Annotated in this window: 15 protein-coding genes and 2 tRNA genes; 14 read left to right on the top strand and 3 right to left on the bottom strand. The window is 69.4% G+C overall.

The window, feature by feature from the left end; genetic code table 11:
* Positions 1-19 precede the first annotated feature (19 nt).
* From Q9R33_RS10165 to Q9R33_RS10145, 5 genes are all read left to right on the top strand, one after another.
* A complete protein-coding gene (locus Q9R33_RS10165) occupies positions 20-661 on the top strand; it encodes an FMN-binding negative transcriptional regulator (protein WP_311293673.1) in 642 nt (213 codons plus the stop codon).
* Positions 658-2,163, top strand: coding sequence for an amidohydrolase family protein (locus Q9R33_RS10160; protein WP_311293672.1), 1,506 nt, complete (start codon positions 658-660; stop codon positions 2,161-2,163). Before Q9R33_RS10165 ends, Q9R33_RS10160 begins: the two co-directional genes overlap by 4 nt.
* A gap of 88 nt (positions 2,164-2,251) precedes the next feature.
* On the top strand, positions 2,252-3,817 hold the full coding sequence (locus Q9R33_RS10155) for a multicopper oxidase domain-containing protein (protein ID WP_311293671.1): 1,566 nt from the start codon (positions 2,252-2,254) through the stop codon (positions 3,815-3,817).
* On the top strand, positions 3,798-5,189 hold the full coding sequence (locus Q9R33_RS10150; RefSeq protein ID WP_311293670.1) for a sensor domain-containing protein: 1,392 nt from the start codon (positions 3,798-3,800) through the stop codon (positions 5,187-5,189). Before Q9R33_RS10155 ends, Q9R33_RS10150 begins: the two co-directional genes overlap by 20 nt.
* Positions 5,186-5,878: a response regulator transcription factor gene (locus tag Q9R33_RS10145; protein ID WP_311293669.1), complete on the top strand. Its 693-nt coding sequence runs from the start codon at positions 5,186-5,188 to the stop codon at positions 5,876-5,878. The genes Q9R33_RS10150 and Q9R33_RS10145 overlap by 4 nt, the downstream gene beginning before the upstream one ends.
* Before the next feature lie 51 nt (positions 5,879-5,929).
* On the opposite strand, the gene Q9R33_RS10140 is transcribed toward Q9R33_RS10145, so the two are convergent.
* Positions 5,930-6,412: a DNA starvation/stationary phase protection protein gene (locus Q9R33_RS10140; RefSeq protein WP_311293668.1), complete on the bottom strand. Its 483-nt coding sequence runs from the start codon at positions 6,410-6,412 to the stop codon at positions 5,930-5,932.
* A gap of 144 nt (positions 6,413-6,556) precedes the next feature.
* Between Q9R33_RS10140 and Q9R33_RS10135 the strand changes: the two genes are divergently transcribed.
* Together Q9R33_RS10135 and Q9R33_RS10130 are read left to right on the top strand one after the other, a co-directional pair.
* Positions 6,557-8,704 carry an acyltransferase family protein gene (locus tag Q9R33_RS10135; RefSeq protein WP_311293667.1) on the top strand — a complete coding sequence of 716 codons (2,148 nt, stop codon included), beginning with the start codon at positions 6,557-6,559 and terminating at the stop codon, positions 8,702-8,704.
* Positions 8,701-9,240, top strand: coding sequence for a gamma carbonic anhydrase family protein (locus Q9R33_RS10130; RefSeq protein ID WP_310246899.1), 540 nt, complete (start codon positions 8,701-8,703; stop codon positions 9,238-9,240). Before Q9R33_RS10135 ends, Q9R33_RS10130 begins: the two co-directional genes overlap by 4 nt.
* Before the next feature lie 14 nt (positions 9,241-9,254).
* Here Q9R33_RS10130 and Q9R33_RS10125 read toward each other — a convergent pair whose 3' ends face one another.
* Positions 9,255-10,160 (bottom strand): alpha/beta fold hydrolase, encoded by a 906-nt coding sequence (locus Q9R33_RS10125; protein WP_056367459.1) that lies wholly within the window; start codon positions 10,158-10,160, stop codon positions 9,255-9,257.
* A gap of 148 nt (positions 10,161-10,308) precedes the next feature.
* Positions 10,309-10,382: transfer RNA gene (locus Q9R33_RS10120), tRNA-Gly, on the bottom strand.
* Between the two features lie 99 nt (positions 10,383-10,481).
* Here Q9R33_RS10120 and Q9R33_RS10115 point away from each other — a divergent pair.
* The 7 genes from Q9R33_RS10115 to Q9R33_RS10085 all read left to right on the top strand — a co-directional run bounded on the left by Q9R33_RS10115 (position 10,482) and on the right by Q9R33_RS10085 (position 16,549).
* A complete protein-coding gene (locus tag Q9R33_RS10115) occupies positions 10,482-10,859 on the top strand; it encodes a nuclear transport factor 2 family protein (protein WP_311293666.1) in 378 nt (125 codons plus the stop codon).
* 75 nt (positions 10,860-10,934) lie between these two features.
* A tRNA-Pro gene (locus Q9R33_RS10110) sits at positions 10,935-11,008 on the top strand.
* Between the two features lie 84 nt (positions 11,009-11,092).
* Positions 11,093-12,607, top strand: coding sequence for a trigger factor (tig, locus tag Q9R33_RS10105; RefSeq protein WP_310247287.1), 1,515 nt, complete (start codon positions 11,093-11,095; stop codon positions 12,605-12,607).
* A 157-nt stretch (positions 12,608-12,764) separates the two neighbouring features.
* Positions 12,765-13,358: an ATP-dependent Clp protease proteolytic subunit gene (locus Q9R33_RS10100; RefSeq protein ID WP_045302773.1), complete on the top strand. Its 594-nt coding sequence runs from the start codon at positions 12,765-12,767 to the stop codon at positions 13,356-13,358.
* A gap of 32 nt (positions 13,359-13,390) precedes the next feature.
* On the top strand, positions 13,391-14,068 hold the full coding sequence (locus tag Q9R33_RS10095; protein WP_056367457.1) for an ATP-dependent Clp protease proteolytic subunit: 678 nt from the start codon (positions 13,391-13,393) through the stop codon (positions 14,066-14,068).
* Positions 14,069-14,263: 195 nt separating this feature from the next.
* On the top strand, positions 14,264-15,532 hold the full coding sequence (gene clpX, locus Q9R33_RS10090; RefSeq protein WP_056367456.1) for an ATP-dependent Clp protease ATP-binding subunit ClpX: 1,269 nt from the start codon (positions 14,264-14,266) through the stop codon (positions 15,530-15,532).
* 30 nt (positions 15,533-15,562) lie between these two features.
* Positions 15,563-16,549 (top strand): serine hydrolase domain-containing protein, encoded by a 987-nt coding sequence (locus Q9R33_RS10085; protein ID WP_310246889.1) that lies wholly within the window; start codon positions 15,563-15,565, stop codon positions 16,547-16,549.
* Positions 16,550-16,552 lie beyond the last annotated feature (3 nt).

The following is a 16,552-nucleotide window of genomic DNA, read 5'->3' as shown; positions in this document are numbered from 1 at the left end:
GCGCGAATAGGCTGGGCGCATGCGTCAGAACCCGAGCTTCGCGATGTCGGATGTCGGTGAGATCCGCCGGCTCATCGAGCAGAACCCGTGGGTCACGATCGTCTCGTCGACCGAGGACGGGCTCGTCGCCTCGCACTACGCCGTGCTCCTCGACGCCGAACGCGAAGACCTGACGATCGTCGGCCATGTCGGCAAGCCCGACGACCTCATCCACGGGCTGGGAGAGCGTGAGCTGCTCGTGGTCGTGCAGGGTCCCCACGGGTACATCTCGCCCGGCTGGTACGGCGACGTGCAGAGCGTCCCGACCTGGAACTTCGTCTCGGCGCACCTCAGCGGCATCCCGGAGCTGCTCGCGCCGGAGGAGAACCTCGAAGTGCTCGAACGCCTCGTCGCGCGGTTCGAGAGCGGCCTGCCGCAGCCGCGCCTGATGTGGGAGCCGCCGAACGATCCGGAGTACGTGCGCCGGCTCGAGAGGGGCACGGCGGGCTTCCGGCTCACGCCGACGAAGGTCGTCGGCAAGCGCAAGCTGAGCCAGAACAAGCCCGACGAGACCGTCGAAACCGTCGTCATGGAGCTCGAGGCCGGCGCGAGTCCGTACGCCGACCCGCGCCTGGCCGCAGAGATGCGCCGCGACTTCGAGACCCGGAAGGCCGCTCGGTGACGGCGGCGCGCGGCGAGACCGTCGACGTCATCGCGAACGCGCGTCTCACCGGCTCCGACCGCACAGATCCTTTCGGTGCGGATCCGGTCGACGTGCACCTGGCCGAGGGCCGCGTCGTCGACATCGCGCCCGCCGGTGCGCTCGCGCGCAACGGAAGCGTGCTCGACGCTGAGGGCGGCTGGGTCGTCCCCGGGCTCTGGGACCACCACGTCCACACCGTGCAGTGGGCCCTTTCGGCCCAGCGCGTGCCGCTCGGGGGAGCGACGTCCGCCGCGCAGGCGGCGAGTCTCATGGGAGCCGCGGACCCGCTCCCCGACGGGCGCCGCGTCGGCAGCGGTTTCCGCGACGCGTTCTGGGCCGACACCCCCGATCTCCATGTGCTCGATGCCGCCACGGGCGAGGTCCCGACCTACCTCATCAACGCCGACGTGCACAGCGTGTGGCTCAACTCGGCGGCGCTCCGCCGCGAGGGCTTCGAACCAGACGACCACGGCATCCTCCGCGAGGAGCCGGCGTTCGAGATCTCCCGCAGGCTCAACGCCGTCGACGCGTCGGTGTCCGACCCGCTCGTCGCGCGCATGGCACGGGATGCCGCCGCCCGCGGTGTCGTGGGGCTCGTCGACCTCGACATGTCGTGGAACGAGGACGCGTGGACCCGTCGCCTCGCCGCCGGGTTCGACGCGCTGCGCATCTCGTTCGGGATCTACCCTCAGTTCCTCGATCGCGCGGTCGTCGACGGGCTCAAGTCCGGAGACGTCGCCCGGGGCGCAGCATCCGATCTCGTCCGTGTCGGCCCGCTCAAGGTCATCACCGACGGATCGCTCGGCACTCGCACGGCCGCGTGCTCGCACGCGTATCCCGGCGATCCGCACAACCACGGCCTGCTCACCGTCGATCTCGCCACGCTCGTCGACCTGATGACGCGTGCGACAGCGGCGGGCATCGCCTCGGCCATTCACGCGATCGGCGATGTCGCGAACTCGCACGCGCTCGACGCCTTCGCCGCGACCGGGGCGTGGGGCACGATCGAGCACGCGCAGCTCGTCTCGCATGCCGACATCCCGCGGTTCGCCCGCCTCGGCATCGGAGCGAGCGTGCAGCCCGAGCACGCGCTCGATGACCGCGACCTGACCGACACCGTCTGGGCGGGCCAGACGGCGCAGCCGTATCCGCTGCGGGCACTCGCCGATTCCGGTGCGAACCTGCTGTTCGGCTCCGATGCACCCGTGTCGCCGCTCGATCCGTGGGCGGCGATGGCCTCGGCGGTGTTCCGCACGCGCGACGGCCGCGACGCCTGGCAGCCGGCGCAGCGCGTCGACGCGGCGACGGCGCTGGCGGCATCGACACGCGGAGGCTCCGCGGAACCGGCGCGGATCGGTCCCGGCGACGTCGCCGACCTCGCGATCGTCGAACGCGACCCGCTCTGCGCCGATGAGATGGCCCTGCGAGGCATGCCCGTATCTGCGACGCTCCTGGGCGGGCGCCTGACACACCGCGTGTAATCCCGCGGCCCGTTCGGGGGTCTTCCCCCGTACGGGTTCGGGAGGGGGTCGGATGCCGCCGCGCCGGCGTCGTCGCGAGGCTGGAGGCATGACCCTCCCTCTGGCTGCCGTGAGCGCCGCCGCACCGCCGGCTCCGCCACGGAGAAGGCGCCGCCGCCGGCTCGTCATCGCACTCGTCACCATCCCCCTCGCCGTCATCGTCCTGCTCGTCGGGGCCGCGGGAATCTGGTTCGCGACGAACGCCGTGCGGGCGACACCTCCCCCCGCGGGCACCCTCGACTTCAGTGCACCGCTCGCCGTGCCGCCGCTCGCCCCGTCGCGCGTCGAGCACGGCGTGCGCGTCTTCGAGCTGACCCCTCAGGAAGGGAGCTCGTCGTTCGTCACCGGGGGCGAAACGCCCACGCTCGGCTACGACGGCGCCTACCTCGGACCCACCATCGTCGCCCAGCGTGGCGAGACGGTTCGCGTCGATGTGACGAACGGCCTGTCCGACCCCACGACGGTGCACTGGCACGGCATGCATCTGCCCGCGGCGATGGACGGAGGTCCGTACTCTTCGATCGCGCCCGAGGCCACGTGGCATCCGGAGTGGACGATCGACCAGCCCGCCGCGACGCTCTGGTACCACCCGCACCTGCACGAGCGCACGAGGGAGCAGGTCGACGCGGGGCTGGCCGGCATGTTCCTGGTCCGCGACGAAGAGGAGTCGGCGCTCCCGCTTCCGCGCGAGTACGGCGTCGACGACTTCCCGGTCATCGTCCAGGACCGCTCGTTCCACAGCGACGGCTCGTTCGCCGGCGGTCTCGGCATGCAGTTCGACGGCGTGCTCGGCGACACGATCCTCGTCAACGGCACCGTCGCGCCGTATCTCGAGGTCGGGACCGAGCGGGTGCGGCTGCGCCTGCTCAACGGCTCGAGCGCGCGCATGTACGACCTCGCGTTCGCCGACGGTCGCCCATTCGACCTCATCGCGACCGACGGCGGCCTGCTTGAGGAGCCGGTGCGCGCGACCGACATCCCGCTGTCGCCCGGCGAACGCGCGGAGATCGTCGTGGCGATGAGCCCGGGGGAGCGGGTCGTGCTCCGCTCCGAGGCTCCCGACCCGGCTCTTCACGCGGGCTCGGCGGCGTTCGACGTGATGGAGCTGCGGGCCGCGGCATCCCTGACCCCCTCGCCGGAGGTGCCGACGCGGCTCGCGAGCCTGCCGGCCGCGGACGATGCGGACGCCGCCACCGAGCGCACGTTCGTCATGTCGGGGCACAGCATCAACGACCGGGAGATGGACCTCGGCCGTGCCGACGTCGTCGCGACCGTCGGCACGAGCGAGGTGTGGACCGTGCGCAACGGCAATCCGCTCCCGCACTCGTTCCACGTCCACGACACGCAGTTCCGGATCCTCAGCGTCGACGGCGCTCCGCCGCCGCCGCGACTCGCAGGGTTCAAGGACACGATCGCGCTCGAGGGCGAACGCGAGTACCGCCTGCTCGTGCGGTTCGAGGACCACGCCGATCCGACCACTCCGTACATGTATCACTGCCACCTGCTGTGGCACGAGGACCAGGGCATGATGGGACAGTTCCTGGTCGTCGAACCGGGCCAGCGGCCCGACCTGAAGCGTCCCGAGGGAGACACCGATGACCGTCACGACCACTGAGCCGGCCCCGCTGCAGCCGGCCGCGACTGAACCCGCCCCCGGGTTCTGGGCGCACTACGGACGCGCCTGGGCGCGCACACCGGGCAGCGCGCTGTACCTTCTCGCCGTCTTCGTCCTCGCGATGATCTCGGTGAGCGTGCTCGCCGCGCTCTTCTGGACGGGTGTGGGCCTGCTCATCCTCGTGATCGGCCTGCCGCTCGTCGTGCTGACCCTGCTCATCGCGCGCGGGTTCGGCGTGGCCGACCGGTTTCTGCTGCTGCTCACGGGTCTGGCCGAGATCGCCGAGCCGGAGTGGAACCGCGACAAGCTCGACACCTCCGGCTTCTGGATGACGCTCACGCGTCCCATCCGCAATGCCCACTACTGGCTGTACCTCGTTCACGGCATGATCGTGAGCCCGATCATCAGCACCATCTCGTTCGTGCTGACGACCGTGTGGCTGAGCGTCGGGCTGGGTGGACTCACGTACTGGTTCTGGGGTGTCTTCCTGCCCCGAGGCGACGGCGGCGACTGGGGCCACTTCGTCGCGGACGCCGTGCCGGGGCTGTTCGGCGGATGGAGCGGCTGGGCGGTCGAGGTCACGCTGTACCTGGTCGCGGGCATCGTGTTCACCTTCACGATGCCGTGGGTGCTCGGCGGCCTCGCCCGCGGTCACCACGCGGTCGCGAAGGGCATGCTCGGCCGGTGGAACTCGGACGAGCTCGCCGCCGAGGTCCGTGCGGAGGCGGCCGCCCGCGGTGCCGCCGTCCATGCCGAAGACCTGGCGCTGCGCCGCCTGGAACGGGACATCCACGACGGTCCACAGCAGCGCCTGGTGCGGCTGCAGATGGACCTCGCCGCGCTGGAGCGCCGCGCCGAGTCGGGAGACACGGATGCTGCCGCCGAGCTCGCCCGTGACGCGCGGGGTCACGCGAAGGCCGCACTCGACGAGCTGCGTGCGCTGTCGAGCGGCGTCGCGCCGCCCCTCCTGCAGGACCGTGGCCTGGCCGCCGCACTCGACGCGCTCGCGACGGGCTCGCCGCTGTGGGTCCAGCTGGAGGTCGACCCCGCGGTCGACCGCGGGGTCAGCCAGGAAGTGGCCCGTACCGTCTACTTCATCGTCGCGGAGCTGATCACGAACGCGGTCAAGCACTCCGGCGCCACCGGGGTCACGCTGCGCGCGTCGCTGCGACGCACGGCTGCCGGGACACCCACGCACCTCGACGTCTGGGTCGTCGACAACGGCCGCGGCGGCGCCGCCATCACGTCGGGTCACGGGCTCGAGGGCCTGCGCGAGCGCGTCGCCGGACTCCGTGGCGTGCTGGTCGTGACCAGCCCGGTCGGAGGGCCGACCTCGGTCGGCGCGCACATCCCGCTCACGGCCCTGCCATGACCGATCCCTATCCTGAGGGAGTGGTCTCGTCGTTCCGCTCCGCCCCGCTCCGCGTCGTCCTGTTCGAGGATTCGGTCCTCCTGCGTGAGGGCCTCGTCCGGCTCTTCGACGAGGCGGGATACGTCACGGCCGGCGCCTGGGGCGACGCCGATGACGTGGTGGCCCGCGTGCGCGAAGCGCGTGCGGACGTCGCAATCCTCGACGTCCGCCTCCCGCCCGGCTTCCGTGACGAGGGGATCCGCGCGGCGCTGGCCGTGCGCGCCGCGCTGCCGGCGGTCGGCATCCTCGTGCTCAGCCAGTACGTCGAGGGCGTGTATGCGAAGGAGCTCCTCGCCGGCGGCGAGGGCGGCGTCGGCTACCTCCTGAAGGACCGCGTCACGTCCCTCGACGAGTTCACCGACGCCGTCCGCCGCGTCCGCGAGCGGGGGACCGTGCTCGATCCACTCGTCGTACAGGGGCTGCTCTCGGCGCGACCCGATCCGCTCGCCACGCTGACGCCGCGCGAGCGCGATGTTCTGACACTCATGGCCGAGGGACGCAGCAACGCGAGCATCGCGGGGCGGCTGTTCATCGGCGTGGGAGCGGTGGAGAAGAACATCAGCGCGATCTTCGCGAAGCTCGGGCTCGAGGAGTCGGGCACCGAGCACCGCCGGGTCCTCGCGGTGCTCGCCTTCCTGCAGCATCCGTGACACGACGAAGGCCCCCGGGAGATCCCGGGGGCCTTCGTCATCAGATGGCGATCACTCGGCGAGGTGCGCGAAGAGGAACCAGCGGTCCTTCTCGAGCGACTCCTTGATGCCGATCGCGATGTCCTGGCTCGTGAGGTCGAACTCGTCCAGTCCGTCGATCGCGGCCTGCGAGTCGGCGATGACCGTGTCCATGTCGGAGATCACGTTGCGGATGAGCGCATCCCACTGCGTGAAGCCTGCGGGGACCGCGGTCGAGGTCTTCTGGGCGACCGTGCCGACGCGGGCGTCGATCGGAAGCCCGAGGGCCACGATGCGCTCGGCGGCCTGGTCGGCGCCGGCCTGAGCGTGGGCGACGACAGAGTCGAGCAGTTCGTGGATCGCGATGAAGTTCGCGCCGCGCACGTTCCAGTGCGCCTGCTTTCCGTTGACAGCCAGGGCCTGCAGGCCCAGGACGACGGGGGTGAGGAACTGCGCCGTCGCGGCGGCGACGTCGGGGTTCGCTGCGGTTGCGGGGGTGGTCTGGGTGTTCGTCATGTCGCTCGTCTCCATCTTTCGGCCTCTGGTGACTGCAACGCTACTCAGCGGGAGTCATTCCGCAAGCAAGAGAAGGCTGGGCTAAACCGGGGAATCCGCACCGTCGGTGCGGGCCGACGGTGCGACAGCGGCTAACGTCGATTCGTGCCTTCCGCCGATCACGACCTCGGACCGCAGCATCTGAGCGTTCCCGCAAAGACCGTGACCCGCGAGCCCCGCGACCGCTCGCCCGAACACGCCGAGCCCTCGCGCTTCATCCCGCATGTGCAGGGCCTGCGTGCGATCGCCGTGCTGTGCGTCGTGCTGTACCACTTCTGGCCGGGCCGGCTCACGGGCGGTTACATCGGCGTCGACATCTTCTTCGTGATCTCGGGCTTCCTCATCACCGCGCATCTCATGCGCGAGCTGACCGGCACCCGCTCGGTGAAGCTCGGCCAGTTCTGGGCGCGACGCGCACGGCGCCTGCTCCCGGCTTCCCTCCTCGTCCTGCTGTTCTGCGCAGTAGTGGTGATGTCGCCGTATCTGATGCCCACGTCGGCGTTGCCGAACGAAGTCCGCGAGATCCTCGCGTCGACGTTCTACGTCGAGAACTGGTACCTGGCGCTCAACTCCGCCGACTATCTCAACCACTCGGGTTCGCCCACCACGGTGCAGCACTACTGGTCGCTGTCGCTCGAAGAGCAGTTCTACGTGATGTGGCCGCTCATCATGCTGCTGGCCGCGTGGATCGGCGTGAAGTTCTTCCGCGGCGCCCGTCGCCGCGTCATCATCACGACGCTCGGCATCGTGACCGCCGTCTCGTTCGTGTTCTGCGTCGTCTTCACGATCACGAACCCCGCGCCCGCGTACTTCGTCACGTTCGGCCGCATGTGGCAGTTCGGCGTGGGCGCCCTGATCGCGCTCGTCCCGATGCTCAGGGTCCGGGGCGCAATCGGGAGCTTCGTGCTCGGCTGGGGCGGCATCCTGCTCCTTGTCTACGTCGCCTTCACGTTCGACGGGCAGACGCCGTTCCCCGGCTACATGGCGGCGCTGCCGACTCTCGGCGCGGCCGCGGTCATCGCGGCCTCGAACACCGAGCGCTGGTGGTACCCCACCCGCATCCTCGCGATCCGTCCCGCGCAGTTCGTCGGAGACATCTCGTATTCGCTCTACCTCTGGCACTGGCCGCTGATCGTCATCGCACCCTCCGTGCCGTTCTGGGGTCTCACGATCTACCATCGCGTCGCGCTGCTGGTGCTGTGCTTCGTTCTCGCATGGCTCACGAAGCGATTCGTCGAGGATCCCGCCCGCGGCTGGAAGGTGCTCACCTCTCGCCCCGCTCGCGTGACCCTGTGGTCGTCGCTCGCCGCGATGATCGTGGTCGCCCTGGTGGCCGCCTCCGCATGGTTCGTCAACGCGCCCCTGTACAGCCAGGGCACCCGCGACATCGCGGAGCTGCAGCAGAATCCCCCCGACTGCTTCGGCGCAGCGTCGGTCCTCGACTCCTCCTGTGCGGACGCGGACTTCGGCGACACGATCCTCCCCGCTCCCGGCTTCGCGGGCATCGACCGGCCCGAGAATCCGGACTGCTTCGTGCAGCTCACCGATTCGCGACCGGTCTCGTGCACCTTCGGCTCGGACGACCCCGACGCCCCGCGCGTCGCGCTCATCGGTGACAGCCACGCCTACCAGCTGCTGTCGACGTTCCAGCGCATGGCGGACGAGAACGGCTGGCAGCTCGTGACCTGGTTCAAGGGCGCGTGCCCCTGGAACGCCACACCGCTGGCTACGCCGGGGGCCTTCGGCGCTGCCTGCACCGAGTGGCGCGACCGCGTGCAGAACGCGATCGACGACGCCGACCTCGACGCCGTGTTCACCGCGGCGATCGCGACCACTCCGTACTCGGCGGCCGGCTACGACTCCTCCTACGACGCGGCCGTCGCCGGCTACCGCGACGCGTGGAGCACCGTCACCGCACGCGGCATCCCCGTCGTCACCGTCGTCGACAACCCCGTGTGGGAGACCGACCCCAACAAGTGCCTGCGCACGCACGACATGTCCGAGTGCGACGGCGCGCGATCGGACGTGCTGGTGGACGACGATCCGCTCCGGGGCGCAGCATCCGGTCTCGACTCCGTCACGCTGCTCGACTTCACCGACGTGTTCTGCGGCGCCGACACCTGCGCGCCGGTCGTCGGCGGGGCGAACATCTACCGCGACCAGGACCACCTGACGGTCACGTTCGCCGACACGCTGGCGCCCTGGTACACCGACGCCATCGAGAAGGCGCTGGCGATTAGGGTCGGACCATGACGGTCGCACCCGGAGCATCGGTCCTCGTCGCCGCGGGCAGGACGCCCTCGCTCGACCCCACGTCGTTCGTCGCCACCGGTGCACGCGTCGTCGGGGGCGTGACCCTCGGCCCCGGTGCCAGCGTCTGGTACAACGCAGTGCTCCGCGCCGACGGCGACACCATCACCGTGGGGGCGAACAGCAACCTCCAAGACAACGTCTCGGTCCACGTGGACGCCGGCAGGCCCGTCGTGATCGGCGAGAACGTCTCCGTCGGCCACAACGCCGTCGTCCACGGCTGCACGATCGGCGACGGCTCGCTCATCGGCATGGGCGCGGTGGTGCTCAACGGCGCGAAGATCGGATCGGGATGCCTCGTGGCCGGTGGGGCGGTCGTGCTCGAGGGCTCCGACATCCCGGATGGATCCCTGGTCGCGGGTGTGCCCGCGAAGGTGCGTCGGGAGCTCACCGCGCAGGAGCGGGCAGGGCTTCTCCGCAACGCCGAGCATTACCTCGCGCACATCGACGAGCACCGCGACGCGACGCCCCTCGGCTGAGGCGGCGCGAGGTGTCAGCCGCGCGGCTGCGCGGGCGGGTGGTGCTTGCCGCGGTGCACCTCGTACAGGCGCACGTGGCCGGGCCAGGCCGGATCGTTCTCGATCGGCAGGTCGTCCATGAAGTGACGGATCACGTGGGCCAGCTGCCCCGGATGGCTGAAGTTGATCGCATGGGCGGCGCCCTCGAGCATCACGACGAGCACATGGCTGTCGGTCTGACTGGCGATCTCGTCGACGCGGTGCGCGTGCGGAAGGAGCGGATCGCGCTGGCCCAGCACGACCAGTGTGGGGATGCGCATCTCGAGCAGCCGCTGCAGTGACGGGTACTGCGTGAGCGAGCGGAACATCTTCATCGTGCTCGGCACGCCGAAGCGCACGTAGTCGGGCACGGCGACCCGCGCCATCTTCACCGGCTCGCGCGGAGCATCCTGCGAGAGCTGCTTGATCGCCCGACGCAGCGGCTGGTTGAACAGTCCGCCCGCCGGCGAGACCAGCACCGCGCGGTCGATGCGCTCGGGGTAGCGGTGCGCGAACTCGATGATGACGGGGCAGCCCATCGAGTTGCCGACGAGCGTCGCCTTTTCGACGCCGCGGTCGTCGAAGAAGTCGACCGCGGCACGCGCGAGATCGGGGATGTCGAGCATGTCCTTGCGCTTGCCGCTGCGGCCGAATCCGGGAAGGTCGGGGACATAGGTGTGGAACTCGTCGGCGAGCCGCTCGGCCGTCGGCAGCAGGTAGCGGCCGGAGAGTCCGAAGCCGTGCACGTGCGCCATGACGCGCTCGTCCTTGGTCGGATTCGGCGACTCCCGGTAGAAGACGTCGACGCCGTCGATGCGGGTCCACCTCTCGGCGAGTTGCGACGCAGGGCGCCGCGGGAGCTTGCGCTCACCCGGCTCGGGAATCGGCTTACGGCTGCTCATCGCGGCTCCTGGAGGGCATGGAACAGTTCCACACCCAGTGTGCCGCGAGAGGGCGACCCGGGAACAGTAGGGCGCGCAGGGGATTCGTGCGGCGCAGATGGGAGAAGCCCGTCCGTCGACGGCCTGGGGCCGACCGCGGAAGGGCTTCTGGAGGGGATGACGGGAATCGAACCCGCACCATCAGTTTGGAAGACTGAGGCTCTACCATTGAGCTACATCCCCGTGCGCCCGCGGACGGGCACCGGTCCATCGTATTACATCGCGACGGCCTTCCCGTTCCGACCCGCTGTCCAGACGCGCGGCCGAGCGAAGGGGCCGGTCATGGAACGCATGGGCAGACAGGTCGTCGAGGCGCTCGTCGCCACACTCAATGCGGGCGACGTCGCAGGCATGGACGATGTGTTCCACGACGATGCCGTCATCGAGTGGCCGCAGTCGGGCGAGCGCATCGTGGGCGCAGACAACCGGCGCGCCATCTACGGCGCATTTCCGCAGCTTCCTGCGATCTCGCCGCGCCGCCTCACCGGTGCCGGGGACCTGTGGGTGCTGGAGGCTGATCTGGACTACGGTGACGGCGATCCCTACCAGACGGTGTTCGTCTTCGAGCTGCGCGACGGACTCATCTCGAAAGAGACCGCGTATTGGACGAAGCCGTTCCCGGCCCCCGACTGGCGCGCGGGTTGGGTCGAGCAGATGTAGGCGCGCAGGAACGTCGCGGGCGCGTCGGCTAGACTTCTCGGGGCCGAAAGGCGCACGCACGCGTGCGAACCCGCCCGGGGCGTAGCTCAGCTTGGTAGAGCGCCCGCTTTGGGAGCGGGAGGCCGCAGGTTCAAATCCTGTCGCCCCGACATCACGGCCCTCGGAATTTTCGAACCCAGACCTTCAACCGCACGCTGCCGCGTGCGGCCGGAAAGAGGAGAAGTACAGGCATGGTGAACAGCACCGTCGAGAAGCTCAGCCCCACCCGGGTCAAGCTGCACATCACGGTCAGCCCCGACGAGCTCAAGCCGTCGATCAAGCACGCGTACGAGCACATCGCGCAGGACGTGCAGATCCCCGGCTTCCGCAAGGGCAAGGTGCCCGCGCCGATCATCGATCAGCGCATCGGTCGTGTCGCGGTGCTCGAGCACGCGGTCAGCGAGGGTCTCGACACCTTCTACCGCGAGGCCGCCGCAGCCCACGAGCTGCGCGTGCTCGGCCGTCCGTCCGCAGACGTCACCACGTGGCCGAACGAGAAGGACTTCTCGGGCGACCTCGAGGTCACCGTCGAGGTCGACGTGCGTCCCGAGTTCGACCTGCCGTCCTTCGAGGGCACGACCGTCGAGGTCGACGCGATCGAGGTCGACGAGGCCGCGATCGACGAGGAGCTCGACCGCCTGCGCGCCCGCTTCGGCACGCTCGTGACCGTCGACCGTCCCGCCGCCACCGGCGACTTCGTCGAGCTGGACCTCGTCGCCGCGATCGACGGCAACGAGATCGACCGCGCCGAGGGTGTCTCCTACGAGGTCGGCTCGGGCGAGCTGCTCGAGGGCATCGACGAGGCCATCGACTCGCTCACCGCCGGTGAGGACACCACCTTCCGCTCGAAGCTCGTCGGCGGCGACCACGCCGGCGACGAGGCCGAGGTCTCGGTGACCGTCAAGGCCGTCAAGGAGCGCGAGCTGCCCGAGGCCGACGACGACTTCGCCCAGATCGCGAGCGAGTTCGACACGATCGCCGAGCTGCGCGACAGCCTCAAGGAGCGCGTCGGCCAGCAGGGCGCCTTCACGCAGGGCTCCGCCGCTCGCGACAAGCTGATCGAGACGCTGCTCGAGCAGGTCGAGATCCCCGTCCCGCCGCAGCTCATCGAGGACGAGGTGCACAACCACCTCGAGGGCGAGGGCCGTCTCGAGGACGACGTCCACCGCGCCGAGGTCGCCGAGGCGAGCGAGAAGCAGTTCAAGACGCAGATGCTGCTCGACAAGATCGCCGAGACGGTCGACGTGCAGGTCTCGCAGGACGAGCTCACGCAGTACCTCGTGCAGTCGGCCGCCCAGTACGGCATGGCACCGCAGGACTTCGTGAACGCGCTGCAGGAGGGCAACCAGCTCCCCGCCATCGTCGGCGAGGTCGCCCGCAACAAGGCTCTCGCCGTCGCGCTCGGCAAGGTCAAGGTCGTCGACACGAACGGCAAGCCCGTCGACCTCAGCGGCTTCGTCGCCACCGAGGACGAGGAAGAGGTCGTCGAGGAGGCGGAGGAGATCGCGGATGCCGCAGCCGACGCCGACGCCGTGATCGAGGCCGAAGAGGCCGAGGCCGCCGAGAAGCCCGCCGCGAAGAAGGCTCCCGCGCGCAAGCCCGCCGCGAAGAAGGCTGCCGCGGAGGACGCCGAGGCCGCGGAGAAGGCTCCCGCCAAGAAGCCGGCCGCCAAGAAGGCTCCGGCCAAGAAGGCCGCCGACGCCGAGTGAGACACGTTTCGGTCTGCTGACCGATTGACCGAAGAGGACGGATGCCGCGGCATCCGTCCTCTTCCGTCTTCTGCGCGCTCTGCCCAGGGCGAACACGGGCGGGTCGTTCGCGAGGCGCCGGTAGATTCGATGGCGACCCAAGGAAACAGGAGTACACATGGCCGAACCACTTGTCGCGACCAGCGTCTTCGACCGGCTGTTGAAGGACCGCATCATCTGGCTGGGGTCGGAGGTGCGTGATGACAACGCCAACGAGATCTGCGCGAAGATCCTGCTTCTCGCCGCAGAGGACTCCGAGAAGGACATCTACCTCTACATCAACTCGCCCGGTGGCTCGATCACGGCGGGCATGGCGATCTACGACACGATGCAGTTCGTGCCCAACGACATCGTGACGGTCGGCATCGGCATGGCCGCCTCGATGGGCCAGCTCCTGCTCACGGCGGGAACGAAGGGCAAGCGCTACATCACGCCGAACGCCCGCGTCCTGCTCCACCAGCCGCACGGCGGCTTCGGCGGCACCGCGAGCGACATCCAGACGCAGGCGCAGCTCATCCTCGACATGAAGAAGCGCCTCGCCGAGATCACCGCCAAGCAGACCGGCAAGTCGGTCGAGCAGATCAACGCCGACGGTGACCGCGACCGCTGGTTCGGCGCCGAGGAAGCCCTGGAGTACGGCTTCGTCGACCACATCCGCGAATCTGCGAGCGACGTCATCGGCGGCGGCGGCACCGCCGGCTCCTCGAACTGAACGACCCGAAGGCGAAAGAGAGAGAACTCGCAATGCTGACCCCCACCTTCGGCGGAGCGCCGATGGCGCCCCAGGGCCTCCAGATGCCCGGCAGCCGCTACATCCTGCCGCAGTTCGAGGAGCGCACCGCCTACGGCTACAAGCGCCAGGACCCGTACAACAAGCTGTTCGAGGACCGCGTCATCTTCCTGGGCGTCCAGGTCGACGATGCCTCGGCAGATGACGTCATGGCCCAGCTGCTCGTGCTCGAGTCCCAGGACCCCGACCGCGACATCATCATGTACATCAACTCGCCCGGTGGCTCGTTCACGGCGATGACCGCGATCTACGACACGATGCAGTACGTGTCGCCGCAGATCCAGACGGTCGTGCTGGGCCAGGCGGCGTCCGCTGCGGCCGTGCTGCTCGCGGCCGGCGCACCCGGCAAGCGCCTGGCGCTGCCGAACGCCCGCATCCTCATCCACCAGCCCGCCGTCGGCGAGGCCGGCCACGGTCAGGCGTCGGACATCGAGATCCAGGCGGCCGAGATCCTGCGCATGCGCACCTGGCTCGAGGAGACGCTCGCGAAGCACTCGAACAAGACGCAGGCCGAGGTCAACAAGGACATCGATCGCGACAAGATCCTCTCCGCGGAGGAGGCGGTCACCTACGGCCTCGTCGATCAGGTGCTGACCACGCGCAAGCGCGGCCAGCAGGCCCTGACGAAGTAGTCGCTCCACGCGGAGCTCAGTGCCCCGCCGCCCGGATGACCGGGCGGCGGGGCACTCGCGTGTGCGGCAGGGGTTCTCTCTCCGCGAACCGCGGGTCGTCCACAACGTGCGTCGCAATGCCGCCGCATGTCGGCGTCAGCTATTAGGCTCGGAGAACAGCTGGGGGCTCGCCCCCGACGTACGAGGAGGAGCGGCATGGCACGCATCGGTGAGAGCGCCGACTTGTTCAAGTGCTCCTTCTGCGGCAAGAGCCAGAAGCAGGTCCAGCAGCTGATCGCCGGCCCCGGCGTCTACATCTGCGACGAATGCGTCGAGCTGTGCAACGAGATCATCGAAGAGCGCATGGCCGAGTCGTCGTCCGGCGTCGTCGCCGATTTCGACCTGCCGAAGCCTCGTGAGATCTTCGCCTTCCTCGAGGAGTACGTCGTCGGCCAGACCGACGCGAAGCGCGCGCTGTCGGTCGCCGTGTACAACCACTACAAGCGCGTCCGCGCCCACGGAACGATCCAGTCCGCAGAGCAGCGCGCCGACGAGATCGAGCTCGCGAAGAGCAACATCCTCCTGCTCGGCCCGACGGGCTGCGGCAAGACCTACCTCGCACAGACGCTCGCAAAGCGCCTCAACGTGCCGTTCGCCGTCGCCGACGCCACCGCGCTGACGGAGGCCGGCTACGTCGGCGAGGACGTCGAGAACATCCTCCTCAAGCTGCTGCAGGCCGCGGACTTCGACACGAAGCGCGCCGAGACCGGCATCATCTATATCGACGAGGTCGACAAGATCGCCCGCAAGGCGGAGAACCCCTCGATCACGCGGGACGTGTCGGGAGAGGGCGTGCAGCAGGCGCTCCTGAAGATCCTCGAGGGCACCGTCGCCTCGGTCCCGCCCCAGGGCGGCCGCAAGCACCCGCACCAGGAGTTCATCCAGATCGACACGACGAACGTGCTGTTCATCGTGGCCGGCGCGTTCGCCGGGCTGGAAGACATCATCTCCTCTCGCGTCGGGAAACACGGCGTCGGCTTCGGCGCCTCGCTGCACCGCAAGGACGAAGACCTGAACCTGTTCGGCGACGTGCAGCCGGAAGACCTGCACAAGTTCGGCTTGATCCCCGAGTTCATCGGGCGGCTCCCCGTCATCGCCTCGGTCTCGCCGCTGGACCGCGACGCGCTCATGGAGATCCTCACCGAGCCGAAGAACGCGCTCGTGAAGCAGTACCACCGCATGTTCGAACTCGACGGGGTGACCCTCGAGTTCGATCGCGAGGCACTCGAGGCGATCGCCGACCTCGCGGTGGCGCGCAAGACCGGTGCGCGCGGCCTGCGTGCGATCCTCGAGGACGTCCTCGGCCCGATCATGTTCGAGATCCCGTCGACCGACGACGTCGACAAGGTCATCGTGACCCGTGCCTCCGTCGACGAGGGCGCTCCGCCGACTCTCGTGCTGCGGGAGAAGCGCAAGAGCGCCTGACCGGATTCCACGACCGCGGGAGTCCCACGCATGGGCGATGTCGTACCGGACCTCGAGGGCTTCTGCGGCGTCATCAGCGCGCGTCGTGGTGACGACGTGCTGGGGGAGTGGGCTGTCGGGCTCGCCGACCGCACGGCGGGTGCGCCGAACACCCCCGCGACGCGATTCGGGCTCGCGAGCGGAACGAAGACCTTCACCGCGGTCGCCACGCTCTCGCTCATCGGCGACGGTCTGCTGCGGCAGGACAGCCCCGCGCGTGAGATCCTCCAGGACGACCTGCCGCTCATCGCCGACGACGTCACGATCGACCACCTGCTGAGCCATACGTCGGGAATCGGGGACTATCTCGACGAGGAGGTGGATGCGCTGGCGCCCCTCAGCGTGCCGGTGCAGAGCCTGGACTCCACACCGGCCTATCTGCCGATGCTCGAGGGCTTTCCGACGAAGTTCCGCGCGGGCGAACGGTTCTCATACTGCAACGGCGGCTATGTCGTGCTCGCGATCATCGCCGAGCGCGTCTCGGGCACCCCGTTCGCCGACCTCGTGCGGGCACGTGTGTTCGAGCCCGCCGGCATGACATCAACAGGCTTTCCCCGCTCCGATCTGCTCCCGCCGGGCACCGCGACCGGCTATAAGGATGACGGCCGCACCAACGTGTTCGAACTGCCGGTCGTCGGGTCCGGCGACGGGGGAGCGCACTCCACTGTGGGCGATCTCCACCGGTTCTGGCCGGCGCTCCTCGCAGGGCGCATCATCGCTCCCTCGCTTGTGGCGCTGCTCACCGAGCGGGTGACCGCCGACGCGGGCGACGACCTCGGCTACGGCCGCGGCGTGTGGCTCGATGGCGAGGATCTCGTCATCTCAGGCGGTGACCACGGCGTAGTGGCGGTGAGCCGGCACCATCCGCCGACGGCGACCACCGTCACCGGCCTCGCGAACGTCGAGGTGCCGACCTTCGTGCGCGTCCGCGAGCTGATGGGCGCGATCCGGGCAAGCGGTGTCGGAAGGGCCGGGTAGCTT

Origin of the sequence: Microbacterium sp. PRC9 (genome assembly GCF_031844125.1) — a bacterium.
Taxonomy (GTDB): Bacteria; Actinomycetota; Actinomycetes; order Actinomycetales; family Microbacteriaceae; genus Microbacterium.
This window is presented reverse-complemented; position numbering and strand designations above follow the sequence as displayed.

What these genes read in the sequence shown, in the direction of transcription:
- Q9R33_RS10165 (WP_311293673.1), top strand. Translation starts at nt 20, where the DNA reads ATGCGTCAGAACCCGAGCTTCGCGATGTCGGATGTCGGTGAGATCCGC.
- Q9R33_RS10155 (WP_311293671.1), top strand. Translation starts at nt 2,252, where the DNA reads ATGACCCTCCCTCTGGCTGCCGTGAGCGCCGCCGCACCGCCGGCTCCG.
- Q9R33_RS10150 (WP_311293670.1), top strand. Translation starts at nt 3,798, where the DNA reads ATGACCGTCACGACCACTGAGCCGGCCCCGCTGCAGCCGGCCGCGACT.
- Q9R33_RS10145 (WP_311293669.1), top strand. Translation starts at nt 5,186, where the DNA reads ATGACCGATCCCTATCCTGAGGGAGTGGTCTCGTCGTTCCGCTCCGCC.
- Q9R33_RS10140 (WP_311293668.1), bottom strand. Translation starts at nt 6,412, where the DNA reads ATGACGAACACCCAGACCACCCCCGCAACCGCAGCGAACCCCGACGTC.
- Q9R33_RS10130 (WP_310246899.1), top strand. Translation starts at nt 8,701, where the DNA reads ATGACGGTCGCACCCGGAGCATCGGTCCTCGTCGCCGCGGGCAGGACG.
- Q9R33_RS10125 (WP_056367459.1), bottom strand. Translation starts at nt 10,160, where the DNA reads ATGAGCAGCCGTAAGCCGATTCCCGAGCCGGGTGAGCGCAAGCTCCCG.
- Q9R33_RS10115 (WP_311293666.1), top strand. Translation starts at nt 10,482, where the DNA reads ATGGAACGCATGGGCAGACAGGTCGTCGAGGCGCTCGTCGCCACACTC.
- Q9R33_RS10100 (WP_045302773.1), top strand. Translation starts at nt 12,765, where the DNA reads ATGGCCGAACCACTTGTCGCGACCAGCGTCTTCGACCGGCTGTTGAAG.
- Q9R33_RS10095 (WP_056367457.1), top strand. Translation starts at nt 13,391, where the DNA reads ATGCTGACCCCCACCTTCGGCGGAGCGCCGATGGCGCCCCAGGGCCTC.
- clpX (WP_056367456.1), top strand. Translation starts at nt 14,264, where the DNA reads ATGGCACGCATCGGTGAGAGCGCCGACTTGTTCAAGTGCTCCTTCTGC.
- Q9R33_RS10085 (WP_310246889.1), top strand. Translation starts at nt 15,563, where the DNA reads ATGGGCGATGTCGTACCGGACCTCGAGGGCTTCTGCGGCGTCATCAGC.